General features: G+C 58.9%; 14 protein-coding genes. 6 read left to right on the top strand and 8 right to left on the bottom strand.

Annotation, left to right across the window (positions count from 1 at the left end; all coding sequences use genetic code 11):
- Positions 1–173: 173 nt before the first annotated feature.
- The 4 genes from N4G42_RS06325 to N4G42_RS06310 all read right to left on the bottom strand — a co-directional run bounded on the left by N4G42_RS06325 (position 174) and on the right by N4G42_RS06310 (position 4,287).
- Positions 174–1,358, bottom strand: coding sequence for a tetratricopeptide repeat protein (locus tag N4G42_RS06325; protein WP_260666562.1), 1,185 nt, complete (start codon positions 1,356–1,358; stop codon positions 174–176).
- Between the two features lie 45 nt (positions 1,359–1,403).
- The gene (locus tag N4G42_RS06320; RefSeq protein WP_260666576.1) at positions 1,404–3,119 is read right to left on the bottom strand and encodes a DUF4384 domain-containing protein; all 1,716 of its coding nucleotides are present in this window, start codon (positions 3,117–3,119) and stop codon (positions 1,404–1,406) included.
- Between the two features lie 115 nt (positions 3,120–3,234).
- A complete protein-coding gene (locus N4G42_RS06315; protein WP_260666561.1) occupies positions 3,235–3,663 on the bottom strand; it encodes a hypothetical protein in 429 nt (142 codons plus the stop codon).
- Between the two features lie 150 nt (positions 3,664–3,813).
- Positions 3,814–4,287, bottom strand: coding sequence for a hypothetical protein (locus N4G42_RS06310; RefSeq protein WP_056062488.1), 474 nt, complete (start codon positions 4,285–4,287; stop codon positions 3,814–3,816).
- A gap of 567 nt (positions 4,288–4,854) precedes the next feature.
- Here N4G42_RS06310 and N4G42_RS06305 point away from each other — a divergent pair.
- Entirely contained in the window at positions 4,855–5,646 is a 792-nt protein-coding gene (locus N4G42_RS06305; protein WP_260666559.1) for a response regulator transcription factor, read from the top strand.
- 62 nt (positions 5,647–5,708) lie between these two features.
- Positions 5,709–6,569: a sensor histidine kinase gene (locus N4G42_RS25650; RefSeq protein ID WP_409557802.1), complete on the top strand. Its 861-nt coding sequence runs from the start codon at positions 5,709–5,711 to the stop codon at positions 6,567–6,569.
- A gap of 87 nt (positions 6,570–6,656) precedes the next feature.
- Here N4G42_RS25650 and N4G42_RS06300 read toward each other — a convergent pair whose 3' ends face one another.
- The 4 genes from N4G42_RS06300 to N4G42_RS06285 form a co-directional block, all read right to left on the bottom strand.
- Positions 6,657–7,799 (bottom strand): sensor histidine kinase, encoded by a 1,143-nt coding sequence (locus tag N4G42_RS06300; protein ID WP_260666558.1) that lies wholly within the window; start codon positions 7,797–7,799, stop codon positions 6,657–6,659.
- Between the two features lie 337 nt (positions 7,800–8,136).
- Positions 8,137–8,451 (bottom strand): RNA recognition motif domain-containing protein, encoded by a 315-nt coding sequence (locus N4G42_RS06295; protein WP_260666557.1) that lies wholly within the window; start codon positions 8,449–8,451, stop codon positions 8,137–8,139.
- Between the two features lie 64 nt (positions 8,452–8,515).
- Positions 8,516–8,785 (bottom strand): translation initiation factor IF-1, encoded by a 270-nt coding sequence (infA, locus tag N4G42_RS06290; protein ID WP_108626288.1) that lies wholly within the window; start codon positions 8,783–8,785, stop codon positions 8,516–8,518.
- A gap of 22 nt (positions 8,786–8,807) precedes the next feature.
- Complete coding sequence (locus N4G42_RS06285) at positions 8,808–8,954, bottom strand: hypothetical protein (RefSeq protein WP_260666556.1); 147 nt, start codon at positions 8,952–8,954, stop codon at positions 8,808–8,810.
- A 916-nt stretch (positions 8,955–9,870) separates the two neighbouring features.
- Between N4G42_RS06285 and N4G42_RS06280 the strand changes: the two genes are divergently transcribed.
- The 4 genes from N4G42_RS06280 (at position 9,871) to N4G42_RS06270 (ending at position 12,761) form a co-directional block, all read left to right on the top strand.
- Complete coding sequence (locus N4G42_RS06280) at positions 9,871–10,242, top strand: hypothetical protein (RefSeq protein WP_056637592.1); 372 nt, start codon at positions 9,871–9,873, stop codon at positions 10,240–10,242.
- 45 nt (positions 10,243–10,287) lie between these two features.
- Positions 10,288–10,818, top strand: a complete 531-nt coding sequence (locus tag N4G42_RS06275; protein ID WP_056637596.1) for a DUF4148 domain-containing protein — start codon at positions 10,288–10,290, stop codon at positions 10,816–10,818.
- A gap of 64 nt (positions 10,819–10,882) precedes the next feature.
- Positions 10,883–11,248 (top strand): cation efflux protein, CzcI family, encoded by a 366-nt coding sequence (gene czcI / locus N4G42_RS25645; RefSeq protein ID WP_343736098.1) that lies wholly within the window; start codon positions 10,883–10,885, stop codon positions 11,246–11,248.
- 154 nt (positions 11,249–11,402) lie between these two features.
- Complete coding sequence (locus N4G42_RS06270; protein ID WP_056637599.1) at positions 11,403–12,761, top strand: TolC family protein; 1,359 nt, start codon at positions 11,403–11,405, stop codon at positions 12,759–12,761.
- Positions 12,762–12,768: the final 7 nt, after the last annotated feature.

Genomic DNA, 12,768 nt, shown 5'->3' with positions numbered 1-12,768 from the left:
AGATTGGGGCGGACTTTGGGGGCATAGAAACTCCTGATAGAGATGATCTTTGCCGCTACGGGATTGCAGCGATTCAGTGCTGTTGTACATGCCCGGGAACCACCGAGTCGGTGCGCTGGCGAACGGACGGTGGCCTTGCGCTTCGCGACCCGAGGAAAAGAGTTCAAGATCAATCAACGGGTCATGGCGGGCAGACGCCACTCTTGCGGCACTCCTTCGAATAAGGGACTAGGAGCTCGCTTCCAGCCAAAGGGTGTTGTGGGGCCAGGAGGGCTTCGTTGCAGAATTCCACCTGGGCTGTTGCCAATGGCGGCTAGTTGCTGCATCCATACAGTGTCAATGAGGCCACCTTGCGTAGGGCGGGAAAAGATGAGCGCCAGCATTTTGCGGGCCTCCACATCACCGCTACTCGCAGCAATTTGGTACAGGCGCACTGCTTCGGTGTAGTTGGCTGGAACGCCTTCACCCCGGTGGTATCGTCGGGCCTCTAGGTACCAGTCATGCGCACTGTAACGGGCCGAGCTCGGTTGCGTCTCGGGACTGCTATTGATGCGACTGGCCAAGAGTGTCGCGTTGGCTGTAGCTACTTCGGAATGCGCGGACGCTGCTTTGAACTGTGTAAGTGCAAGTGTCAGGTCTCCTGCTGCCACATACTCCAGACCTAGTTCGTTCATGGCCTGAACACTCCCTGCGTTAGCAGCTTCCCGAAGTAGTTTTTGCAGTTGTGCTTGTTTCCGTACTTGTGCCGAAGGTTCTGACACCGGTGTCATCAACTGGGTTGCGTGCCACTCCAGGTATTTGGCCAAGCCTGGGTCAGTGCGACGTAACATTGCAATCCAGGGCATTGCGGCGCTTGGGTTTGGGCCGGTCACACAACCGATGATCTGGCACCACGCGAGGCCAGCAGCCGCGCGAGGGTTACCCAACACATGGGCACGCTCGAACCAGTGTTGCGCCTGGGGCAGGTCTGCGGGCATAGCCAGCCCGTGCAAGGCGAGCAAACCCAAAACCCAGGCTGCATCGGATGACTGCAGGCTGCCATCTTGTGGAGCCTGTGCACCCGACTTGCGCGTTCCTTGAGCGGCGTAGCGAAGCTCCTGCAGCCGCTTGTCCCGGACTTGGTTGTCGGGGCCTTGCACATACGGAGAGGCGGAATTCAGAGACGACCAGTCGATCGGGTCGGGGATTGGGGACTGGAGTGGAAGAACGGACGCCTGCACAGGCGCACCGAGAATGCCGAAAACAACAGAACACCGAACACAAACCCCGCCGACGGCGCTGACCCACCCTTGCATGGAGGTGATATGCGCCCACCACAGCCCGGTGGGACGAAGCAGCGGGGGAAAGATGTAGGTCATGACTTGCGTAAATAGCATTCTGGAGGCATTTGCATTTGTCCTAAGCTACTTGCGCGGCGCCGTCTGGGTGGAAGGTGTGGCGGGGACGCTAGGCTGCACGCGGCGTGGCGCCACCTGCCAGTAAATCGCGTTGCCGGTATACCCCTCGCTGCCCAGAGCGGCTGCGAAGGCTTCGTTCAGCTTCTCCAACGTACTGTAGCTCCTGATGGGTTTGAGCGGCGGGCCACGCAGGTCTTCGGGCAAGCGCGAGGTACTATCTTCGTCAGTGGCAAAACATGCTGCACCCTCTGTTCCGGGGCTTGCGGCATCCATGATGAAACCTGGATTGGGGCTCATCCAGTCAGGGATGCGTATGGCCTGGTTGGCAGACACCCAGCCGGTGGGGTTGGCCTGGTTGGGCAGCAGGCGGATGACAGTGCCGGTGGCATCGGCCAGATAACACTGCAGGTAGGAGGCTCGGGACACTGTGGCCGACAGGAAGACCTGTTCACCCACCTCGAACGCGGTGCGCTCCAGCAATACGTTCTCGATCTGCAGATCGATGCTGCGCGCGGGCGGCGGGTCTCCGTACTTGGCTGCCACCGGATTGCTGCTCACCACGTGGACTGCAGCATCGGGCGTGGCAGGACCGGCGGCGACCTGCAGCTCAGGCTCTGCGTGCGTACTGGCCCAGCCAATGCGGGCCAGGCTGCCGTCTGGGGATAGCCCGACAAAGTGGCGCAGCGCCCGTTCGTAGGTCGCAAAGTCCACCACGCCCGTCACCACTATGCCGTTGTCCGCCTGAAAGCGCGCCAGGGCCTTGCGCAGCGCCGGGTCGTTGTCCGGCAGAGGTTGCGCGACGGGGGCGAGGTAGCCCCGGCTGACCAGCGAGCGTGTGATGAGGTGGGTGCGCACGGCGGGCGAGCCTTCGTCAAACCAGTCGCGCAGCTGCCGCTGAAAGTCCGGGTGGTTTTGCTCCAGCGTCAGGCATTGCCAATAAGGCACCCTGGCCCATTTGCCAATGAGTTCGATGGTGGCCAGGTCCACCAGTGTGCGCACTGCACTGCCAGAACCCTGGGTGTAGTCACGCCCCACGTTGAACTGAACGCCATAAGTGCCGATGCGCCCGGCCAGGTCCACGCCCTGTCCGCCGTTGCCAATGATGACTTCGTTGGCGGAGTCCAGTCCGGGAATCAGCGTGCGGGTGCGAAAGTCGCCCAGGTGCATCTCCAGGCCGATGATGGTGGCGTTGCGGCTCTGGCTGTAGCCCATGTCGATGCGGGGGCCGGAGAGCCCGGTGTCAAACCGGTTGTTGATCACGTTCTGGTCCACGAACGAGATGGCACCCGACAGGTACAGCGCGGGCCGCTGCAGCTGCATCTGGTTGTTGTTGAGCAGGATGGTGGTGAGGTTTTGCACCGTGTCCTGGCGCGCGATGTCCACCTCGTAGTCCACGAAACGGAAGGCATTGCTCAGGCGCGACATCTGGGACAGGGCCGTGATCACCATGTCCTTGGTGGCCACGGTGACGCGGGTGGAGTAGTCGGGAATCTGCTTGCTCGTGATCAGTGTGGTGGGCAGCTGTGCATCGCGCAGCATGTGGTCCATGCACATCAGCGAGTCGGAGAAGCTGGAGATGGAGCGTGTGGGGCGCACCACGGGGCGGTCGGTGATGGAAGCCAGGCTCTGAAAGGCCTGGTCCTTGCGCGGGTCCCTGGGGGTGGCACAGCCAGCCAGTCCCAGCCCGACGACTAGCCAAAGCGCTCCATGGATCGCGCGCATCACAGGGTGCGGGGAGCGTGGGCGCTGGGGGCGAGAGCATGCAGGCATGGCGGGGCTCGGCGGGGTGGGCGGCATGTTCTCTCTCCTGGCGGCCGGGCGTATGGCGCCTGGCCTGTTACTTGCAGATATTGACGAGATCGCCGCGCAGCACCACCACCTGCGGCGCCTGGTTGGGACCGTACTTGGCCGATCCCGTGGTGTTGGCAGACACGGTGTTGCTGCCCACCTCCTGGACGCAGGTCTTTTGCATGCCCTGTGCATTGGCAGTGGTGACCACGTCGTTGTTGGTCAGCACGCCGGTGGTGTCGTCTGAGAAAGCCTTGGCTTCGTAGCGGGCGATGCGGGCGCGTAGCCACGATGGCATGGTGTTGCTGCCCTCCAGTCCCGTCGAGGCCGCCACTGGCCCTGTGGGCTGCATCTGGACCGAGAGCTTCTTGGTCAGGATGACCGGGTCTTCCCCGGGGGCCTGCGCCCACGCGGGGCCTGGCATCAGGCCGCAGACCGTGAGCAACGCTGCGCATGGCGCCAGAAAACGTGTGTTCATGGAACACCTCCTATGGTGAGAATGAGGGCCCACCCGCGCTGCTGTTTGCAGCCTTGCCGGTGTGCCCCTGGCACGAACTCATCCGGGCACTGATGTGCTGCCGGAATCAGACCCTCGCGGGTCTATTCACCAGCCGAGCTGGTGCCGATCTCAGTAGGGCCAGCCGGCGGGCTTGGTGGGCTGGCAGGTGAAGCAGGCGTTGTTGGAGGCGATGTTTTGCACCGCCTTGCTGTTGCTGCCGCTGGAGAGGTTGTTGACCGACGAGTTGATCATCGAGGTGAATTGGCTGGAGTTGCCAATGATGGTGACTTCGCCCACGTTGGATGACAGGTTCTGGCTGGCGTAGGCTTCGCTGCCGCTGGCGGTGTTGGTCAGATTGCCGCCAAAGCCCGTTACCGTCTGGGTCGAATTGCCACTGATGGTGACGTTGCCGGTGTTGGAGGCCAGGTTCTGGAAGGCTTCGCTCTTCGAGCCCGTCGAGTTGTTGTTGACGGACACCGACGTCAGGGATACCGACTGCGTGGAATTGCCTGTGATGGTGATGTCCGGAGTAGAAGGGACCGGACCGGTGGCCATGGCGGCGGAGGCGATGACGCTGAGCGTGATGAAAGCAAGGGTTTTCATGACAAATCCTTCAATGATGGATATCGACAAGGTTGCAAGCATTCGCAGCGAATCTGCGGTGCAGGGGGCACTGCGGGCTGGCTGGGTCCCTTAGAGAAAACCGCCGATCTGCGCTGCCTGAATCAAGTGTGTACCGCCGTCCACACGGGGCCAATACGCTATCAAGGCTACTCAGTTCAGGGGAGCACGGGACAGCTAACTAATTGAGGAATCCACTTTGAAAGAGCTGCTGCGTGTAGCCCGCACTCAATGATGGTTCGTGCAAAACGGCAGTAAGCCGACACGCATGGTTTGCGGCATGGTGTTGCTCGACCCACGAAGGAATGGGCCTGCATTGCCACTCGTTTCGACAAGACCTTGCTAGTAACCAGTTACAACTGACGTAACATTTTTTGCTTAGCAATCTTGCGGAAGTTTCTTTTGTTGCACTCTGTTGCCTAGCGCACAGATGGAACTACTGTCGGGCTCAAAGATGTATGCGGAAGCACGAACTGCAGAGACGCATATCGTGCAGATGCAAAGCCGTCCTTCGAATGAACAAGTCAAGTCCCTGAGAGGAGTTCCACAATGAGTCACCTATTGCGATCCCTAGCCTCAACCGAGCTTTTTGAGCCAAGCGCCGTGCCATTGTCGAATTCCGGACAGTTTTCTAGTTATGACAACCCTTCATCCATATGGCCTGCATTTCTAGTGGGCCAGGAAGCGCACCCTGTGCGTGTGCTTTTGGTGGATGACGACATACACATTAGACAAGTGATCGCTCAGGATCTGATGGCCGATCCGCGGACTCTGCTAGTGGCACAAGCGGGCAGCCTTCGCGAAGGCCGCAAAGCCGTCAAGATGCATGAGTTCGACGTGCTTTTGGTGGATCTGAATCTGGGCGATGGCGATGCGCTGGAGCTAATCGACCTCCTGAAATCCAATCGCCCGTCTGCTCAGGCGGTGGTCATCTCCGTCATGGAAGACAATTCACAAATGATGCGTGCCTTCGAGCTAGGAGCGATGGGATATTTGAGCAAAAACTCGTGGTTCGGCAATTACTCGCAGGCTGTACTACAGGTGGCCAATGGGGGGGCTTCCATCAGCCCCAATCTGGCGCGCCGCCTGCTCCAGAGGTTTGACTTCACGCACCCACCGGGTTCTGCCAGGCAAGAGCCCGAGGAGATCGGTAGGCTGTCTCTGCGCGAGAGGGAAATCCTGCGCATGGTCGCCAGCGGCTATACAAGCACTGAGGTGGGATCACGCCTCCTAATCAGCGGCATGACAGTTAACACCCATCTGCGCAACATTTACCGCAAACTGCAGGTCCGAACAAGGGCTCAGGCCGTGCGTTTCGCATCCCTTCGCGGGCTGTTTTGAGCGAAGGAATCACTGCGTGCACTGAGCAGAATGCAGCAGCCTGAACAATAAAAGGTCAAGTCGTGTTCCGCACCCGCCCTCCCAGGTATGCGGCGATCTGCATTGGTCTGTGGTTTGTGCAATTTGGGCTGACATTGTCTGCCTTCCACCACCTCCCGAACGTAGCGAAAAATGCGCGAAGTGGGTGGGAGCTTGCTACATTGGGTATCTCCCTGATTCTTGGCATCCTGTTGATCGCGCAACTGCCAAGAGCGCTTCAGTGGCGACCCAGGCTTACCCGACGTCCTAGCGCAGAGGTGTGCGCTGAACGCAAGCGCATTGCTCGCGACTTGCACGACAACGTGGGGTCACAACTGGTATGTGCCTTGGCGCTTCTTGACGGCCAGCGCGCGCAAGACGCTGCGCTACACAGTCTTCTAGAAAAGTCCATGCTGGACCTGCGATTGCTGGTGGACTCCATGGATGGAGTGAGCGAGCCGTTCTTAGACCGACTGGCAAGACTGCGGCACCGCATTAAACCCGCACTAGAGCGGCGTGGAATCCACTTGTTCTGGGATATGTGCACCCTTGCACCGACAGACCAAATCCATACAGAGGGCGCAACGCAATTGCTGGCCATACTCCAGGAAGCTCTGAGCAACGTGCTACAGCACTCGCAGGCGACAGTGGTGGTTGTGGGAGTGCAATACCTCCCGAACTCCCGCACCTGGTACACCGAAGTAAGCGACAACGGCCAGGGAGTTGGTCTGAATCTCAGCGACACGGAGATCGTCTCGGGCCGTGGCATTGCGGGGATGAGGGAGCGAGCACGTCTTGCTGGCGGCCAGTTGCGCATACTGCAACAGCATGAGGGAGGCATTTGCGTGTGGGCTGTACTGCCTGGTCAGGGACGGCGGATTCAACCGGTCGATGCAACACACTAAACACCGCATATGTGGAAGGAGTGTTGTGGATGAAACAGCGACCAAGAATCTACTATTCAGCCAGCTACCGCGCAGCCGCTTAACTTTTCAGTTCTTAGCCCCTTGCCGTGCGGGAAGCTGCACCGTAAAAACGGTTCCCCTTTCAGCGTCTGATTGCACCTCAATTGAGCCACCGTGAGCTTCAGCGATTTCACGCGCCACGAACAAACCTAAGCCGAGACTGGTGCGCGGACGCTCGTCTTGTATGCCATCTTCAGGCAGCTGAACCAACGGTTTGAAGATCGCAATAAGCGACGCAGCTGGAATCGGCTGCCCATGGTTTATGACTTGCACGTTGATACCGTTGGCTTCGCCATGAACACCGATTACCACCGGTCTATCGCGGTCACCATACTGCGCAGCGTTGAAAAGAAGGTTGGCAAAAAGTTGGTGCAACCTTACTCCGTCAAAGACTCCTGTCGTGTTGCCTGTGATCTGCAGTTCAAAACTATTGAGTGGATGCGCGGCCCTGGCATCTTCCAAAGCTGATTCGCACACTGTATGCACATCTACAAATGCGGGAACAATAGGCATACCGCTGCCAAGTTGTGTACGCGTGTAGCCCAACAGATCGGCCACCATGCTGTTCATGAGCCGGGTGCCGCTGCGGATTCGATCACCGGTTTCCGCAATCTCGGCGGCCGACAAATCAGCCCGCTTCAAGCGCTCCCCTGCCAATCGCATCGAGAACAACGGCATCCGCAGGTCATGGCCCAAAATGGCTAAGAAAAGTTCGCGTGTCTGGTCCGCCTTGGACGAATAAGTGACCACCGCTTCCGCCTGGGCTTGATCGATGGACTCGTTGAAGCGCACCATCTGATTGGAGATCACCTCGGTCATCGCTCCAACTCTAGGCAACCAAAGACGCAATACCGTCGCGCGAAGCGCACGAAACTCTGCACACAACTGGAGCAAGGAAAAGTCGTGCGCCTGCCGCTGGCCACCATGGCTGGAGGCGGCGGTTTGAACAGCACCGACCAGTCGCGGCGCATTGCCTCGTGACTTCTGGTACTGCTCTTCGGGGTTCTGAACAGTCTCGATGTCAAGGGCTATGGCTTGCAGCATCCCTCTGGCATAGTTCCGCAAAGCAAGATGAGAAGTCGAGGCCTCTGGCACCAGGGTCAGCGAAAAGTCTTCCCACTCAGAGAGGATCTCCTCGATATGCTCATTCAGGAAGCGGTCTAATTTCATGGCGTGATCCCAGCGTCGGTACCGCTTTTTTGTTTCTGATCAGCGGGAGAGTTCATATCCCCCGTGAAAGTAGTGTGCGTGCAAGCTGCAGTCCGCGTTGGTGCCTAAGGGCTGGCTCTACGCAACTTCAGCAATGGACTTATGTTCGAGGCGTATCGACGGCTAATCGATGAGCGACACCATGTAAGCCTTAAAGGTGAGCGATACGCTATGGATAGCACTGGGGCGTCGACGCAAACCGGCTGCTCTTATGCACCACTCGGGCCGAGGCAGACCCCCAGCGGGCGTCATAAAAAAAGCCAGCTTGCGCTGGCTCTTGTGGGTGATCAGTCAACGATCAATAGCTGGTGCGACGGGAATCTCCATAGCCGCCGCCGTAGCCACCACTGCGGGGCGGACGGGCTTCCATCGGGCGAGCAACGTTGACGGTCAGGTCACGACCACCCATATTCTTGCCATGCATGGCCTGGATAGCCGCCTCGACTTCCGAGACGCTCGACATCTCGACAAAGCCAAAGCCTTTCGAGCGACCTGTGTCGCGCTCCATCATGACCTTCGCCGATTGGACTTGGCCAAAGGGAGAGAAGTGTTGGTGCAGATCGTCGTCGCGAACCGAGTAAGACAGGTTGCCGATATAAAGCTTGTTGCTCATTTTGAGCCTTTCAAAAAAGCGCCCTGCAAAGTGGGGGCGCAGGTTAAAACAGTTGTGAGCGAAATCAGTGCTTGCGCTTGAAAGCGGGCGCACCCGCAGAGCGAGGCTGACGGTTTTCTATGTGGCGGAAGGTGATCCGGCCTTTGGTGAGGTCGTAGGGTGACATCTCCAGCGTGACGTTGTCGCCCGCCAGAATCCGGATTCGGTGCTTGCGCATCTTGCCGCCGGTGTAGGCAATCAATTTGTGGCCATTGTCCAGAGTCACTCGGTAGCGAGTGTCAGGCAGCATTTCATCCACCTTGCCGTTCATTTCGATGAGTTCTTCCTTGGCCATAGACCCTCCTTGAAGTTGCGGCTTACGCCAGAGAGGCGGGATTGACCAGCCAGTTACGGCCTTGCGCGGCGGCGTACATCAGTGCGCTGTCTTGCGTCTTGAAGTCGGGCTTGAAGGTGTAGACACGGTCATGTGTCTGGCTTCCTTGTCCACTCTTGATGGAGAGCAAGGCGGTGTGTTGATCGCCACCGTGAGCGCGGCTAAGCGGTGTGATTCGGAACTTACCGACGGCGAACGAATGGGTGTTTACAAATGACATTAAGAACAGTGGTGCTCGGGCGCGTGTAGCCCGGATTCATGCCGTCACGATGTGCAACGAAGCATGGGCAAAAACGACTGCGTAAAAGTCGTTAAATTGAAGCTTGCCTAGGGAAAAGTCAGACCACCGAAGAGCCCACGTGACGTGGTGTGCAGTGGAGGTGTGCGGTTTTGGGGTACCGCTGCCCAGATCGAACCTGCTTGCAGCGCGAGTAAGCAAAAGCTGCTGCAACAGAACTAATGTAGGGCGCTTAGGCCTTCTGAACAAGAGATTTCTGAATAATTTTGGAAAAGGACTAGCGACAGCATCGGATACGTATGACAGCTTGTAGCCGGTAGCTCCCTTTCGTGACCGAGGTGCGAACGGCTGCAATCGCTGCTAAACCGACTTTCAGCGTGGCAGCTCCAGGTCGGCAGAGACCATTCTGATCTTGCGTCGGCAATGGGGGCTTTCGCATTTAACGCGACATCAACTGCAAGAAAAGTAACGAGTTTGCCCCTCCGAAATTACCTGATTGCTTGCCATCCACCTACTCGGCCTGCTCGCCGTCAGGCGCACGGAGGCCTGGCCCCGTGATCGGCGCGACCGCTTCGATCTTGTATGTTCTTTGGGGACTGAGCGACTTTGCTATCAGGAGCCCTCCCGCCAGCCCCAAGGTTTCAGGTTCGAAGAGTATCCAACTCAGCAGTGGAGATCCAAGCTGTCAAAAGCGTAATCCGGCAGTCACTGCCTTGATAGGGCGAGATTTTTAGACTTTTCTTCGTGATGCAAAGCGTGTCACCCCGGTAGCCAAAAAAAGAGGCGTCCGGTGCAACTGGAGAACATCATGAAAGTTCGCAACGCACTCATCATCGTTGGCCTGGCCACCGTCGCTACGACTTCGTTCGCCGCGTCGGCCTATCACGCCAGCCCAGTACAGGAGCAGGGAGCTGTGTTTACTCCCGACCACCTGGGTAACACCGTGAGCCGGGACTCCGTTCGCAATACCGTGCTTGTAGCCCAGCAAGACGGCTCGCTCCAATGGATCAGCCGTGGCTATCCCGCCACCTACCCGCTCGTCAAAGCGCCGACCCTCACCAAGAGCCGGGACCAGGTGCTGCAGGAGCTCGAATATGCCAAGCGCAACCCGATCACAGCAGATGGCATGCGCGACATGGGCGGCGAAGCTGGGTGGGTCAACGCCCAACAGCTGCCGTAATCCGCCCTTCATTTATTCAATCACATTAACTCAAAGGACCACACCATGAAATTCAAGACCGCACTCCTTCTCGCCGCTCTGGGCGCCGCACCTCTGCTCGCCTCTGCGCAATCGGCTCCACTCACCCGTGAACAGGTTCGCGCTGAACTGTTCCAAGCCATTCGCAGCGGCGACATCATGGGCAGCGGTGAGTCGAGCATGACGCTACGCCAAATGAACCCCCGCGCCTATCCTGCGCAAGCAGCAACCGCGCCCAAGAAGACGCGTGAGCAAGTGCAGCAGGAACTGGGCCAAGCGATCAAGTCAGGAGAGATGATGGCCGCTGGCGAATCTGGTGCTAAGTTGAATGAGATCGCTCCAGGGAGCTATCCTTCGCAGGCAGTGGCGGCTGTTTCGCCGAAGTCGCGCGACGAAGTCAAACATGAACTGGCCGAGGCAATTCTTCACGGAGAGATCGTCGCCAATGGTGAAGACGGGCGCATGCTCAAGGACGTATTTCCAGGCATGTACCGTGGCAGTCACACTGCGGACGTGGCAGCGGAACGCGGCTACACGGGGAGCGTCCGAGGCATGTGAAGCTGCGGCGCTGTTCTTCGATACCTAGTGCTCAGAATTCAACTTGCCATGCTAGACTGAAAAAATGAGTCGCTGGGTCGTCGCTTTGATGCTCGTACTGCTACCGCTCCAGTTCAGCTGGGCTGCGGTAGCTTCGTACTGCCAGCATGAGCGCGCTACGTCCGCCTCTACTGTGCAGCACGTGGGTCATCACGAACACCAGCATGAATCGGATACGACCGTTGGCAACGCCAAAGTGGGCGAGAAGAATCTCGACAAGTTCGACCCCGATTGCCGCTCATGCCATGGCCTTGGACTCGGTGCAGTCTACGTGCCAGATTCCAAAATGCCTGCAGATCGCGGTAACGGAATGAACGCCCCGGTCTTGTCACCGCTAGCAGGCGTCAGCCCCATCCCCCCAGACCGCCCTCAGTGGCCCTCCCTCGCCTAATCGGCGGGGCTTCTTCCTCGATCCATTCTTTATCCGCCTTCGATAGGGCGGAGTCGCCGCGCGCGCCGCAGCCGAAATGGACTTGAGCAGCTAGGTGACGTTGTTGTTGCCATCCCGCCGATTTCCCCGTGTTTCAAGGTCACTGGAGAATCGGATGTTCAAGGGAATTCATGTTTCAAATCGCCTGGTCGCTGTACCCGGCCGAAAGAGTTTTGCGGTCACAGCAGTTGTTGCCGCCACGATTTTTGCGAGCGGATCGGTCGCGCTCGCCCAGGGCGTGCCCGCAGGCACCCAAGGAAGCCAATCGATAATTGCTCACAGCGCGTTGGCGTCGTCCGCAGCCCCGTTGTCGTTGGCCAGGGCCATCGACTTGGCACTGGAAGGGAATGCAGACGTTGCCGCGGCCATGCGCCAGGTCGAGGCATCAGAAGGGCAAGTCATTCAGGGACGCGCGCGCCCAAATCCGGAGTTTGCGTACTCGCTCGAAGACACCCGGTCCAAAACGCGCACGCAAAGCTGGCAGCTCAACCTTCCGATTGAACTCGGCGGTAAGCGCACGGCACGGACCAAGGCCGCGGAAAGGGCCCGGGAGCAGGCACAGGCTCAGCTCGCTGAGGTGAAATCCACGGTGCGTGCCAATGTGGTTGCCGCCTACTTCGAAGCACTGACGGCCCAAGAGCGGTTGGCCTTGGCAAAGGACAGTGCAGCGCTTGCCAAGTCATCCACTGACACCGTTGCGAAGCGTGTGGCTGCGGGCAAGGTCTCCCCCGTCGAGGAGACGAAGGCACGCGTTGCGGAAGCCGGCATACGCGTGGAGTTGGCGCAGGCGGCGGGCGAAGAGCGCAATGCACTGACCCGCCTCTATGCACTGTTGGGCCGAACCACCGGGATGACCCTCCTGCTGGAAGGCGAGGCCGAGAGCCTTCCTGCCGTTCCTGATATCGCGGCGCTGCAATCCCTGGTTGCGTCATCCCCTGCCGTTGTTGTCGCCAAGGTCGAAGTGGATCGGCGCATCGCCTTGACCGAGGTGGAGCAGAGCAAGCGGGTGCCGGACGTCACTGTGAGCGCAGGTATGCAGCGCAGCAATGAGACACAGCGCAACATGCTCCTGCTCGGAGTGTCTGTGCCTCTACAACTGTTCGACCGCAACCAGGGCAACCTGCTGGAGGCCCTGAAGCTTGAGGACAAAGCAAGGGACGAATTGCAAGCCACCACCGTGCGGCTGCACAGCGAGGTGACCCAAGCCCACGATCGACTGGCAACGATCACTACCGAAGTGCAGGCGTTGCGAGGTGACGTGCTCCCTGGTTCCAAGTCGGCCTACGACGCAGCAACCGTGGGGTTCGAGAACGGCAAATTTAACTTCCTCGAAGTTCTCGACGCACAGCGCACGTACTTCACAGCCAAGTCGCAGTACCTCAAGGCGTTGGCCGAAGCCCATCGAGCAGCCGCGGAGATCGACCGACTCCTGGGCAGCCAGACGCCCAATGCACCGACCAACAAGCAAAACTGAGATCGAC

This window comes from Acidovorax sp. K2F, assembly GCF_025246485.1.
Lineage (GTDB): Bacteria > Pseudomonadota > Gammaproteobacteria > Burkholderiales > Burkholderiaceae_C > Acidovorax > Acidovorax delafieldii.
Note: the sequence above shows the minus strand (reverse complement) of the source record. Positions and strands in the feature narration are given on the sequence as shown.

What these genes read in the sequence shown, in the direction of transcription:
- N4G42_RS06310 (WP_056062488.1), bottom strand. Translation starts at nt 4,287, where the DNA reads ATGAAAACCCTTGCTTTCATCACGCTCAGCGTCATCGCCTCCGCCGCC.
- N4G42_RS06275 (WP_056637596.1), top strand. Translation starts at nt 10,288, where the DNA reads ATGAAATTCAAGACCGCACTCCTTCTCGCCGCTCTGGGCGCCGCACCT.
- N4G42_RS06315 (WP_260666561.1), bottom strand. Translation starts at nt 3,663, where the DNA reads ATGAACACACGTTTTCTGGCGCCATGCGCAGCGTTGCTCACGGTCTGC.
- N4G42_RS06270 (WP_056637599.1), top strand. Translation starts at nt 11,403, where the DNA reads ATGTTCAAGGGAATTCATGTTTCAAATCGCCTGGTCGCTGTACCCGGC.
- czcI (WP_343736098.1), top strand. Translation starts at nt 10,883, where the DNA reads ATGAGTCGCTGGGTCGTCGCTTTGATGCTCGTACTGCTACCGCTCCAG.
- N4G42_RS06300 (WP_260666558.1), bottom strand. Translation starts at nt 7,799, where the DNA reads ATGAAATTAGACCGCTTCCTGAATGAGCATATCGAGGAGATCCTCTCT.
- N4G42_RS06325 (WP_260666562.1), bottom strand. Translation starts at nt 1,358, where the DNA reads ATGACCTACATCTTTCCCCCGCTGCTTCGTCCCACCGGGCTGTGGTGG.
- infA (WP_108626288.1), bottom strand. Translation starts at nt 8,785, where the DNA reads ATGGCCAAGGAAGAACTCATCGAAATGAACGGCAAGGTGGATGAAATG.
- N4G42_RS06280 (WP_056637592.1), top strand. Translation starts at nt 9,871, where the DNA reads ATGAAAGTTCGCAACGCACTCATCATCGTTGGCCTGGCCACCGTCGCT.
- N4G42_RS06320 (WP_260666576.1), bottom strand. Translation starts at nt 3,119, where the DNA reads ATGCGCGCGATCCATGGAGCGCTTTGGCTAGTCGTCGGGCTGGGACTG.
- N4G42_RS06295 (WP_260666557.1), bottom strand. Translation starts at nt 8,451, where the DNA reads ATGAGCAACAAGCTTTATATCGGCAACCTGTCTTACTCGGTTCGCGAC.
- N4G42_RS06305 (WP_260666559.1), top strand. Translation starts at nt 4,855, where the DNA reads ATGAGTCACCTATTGCGATCCCTAGCCTCAACCGAGCTTTTTGAGCCA.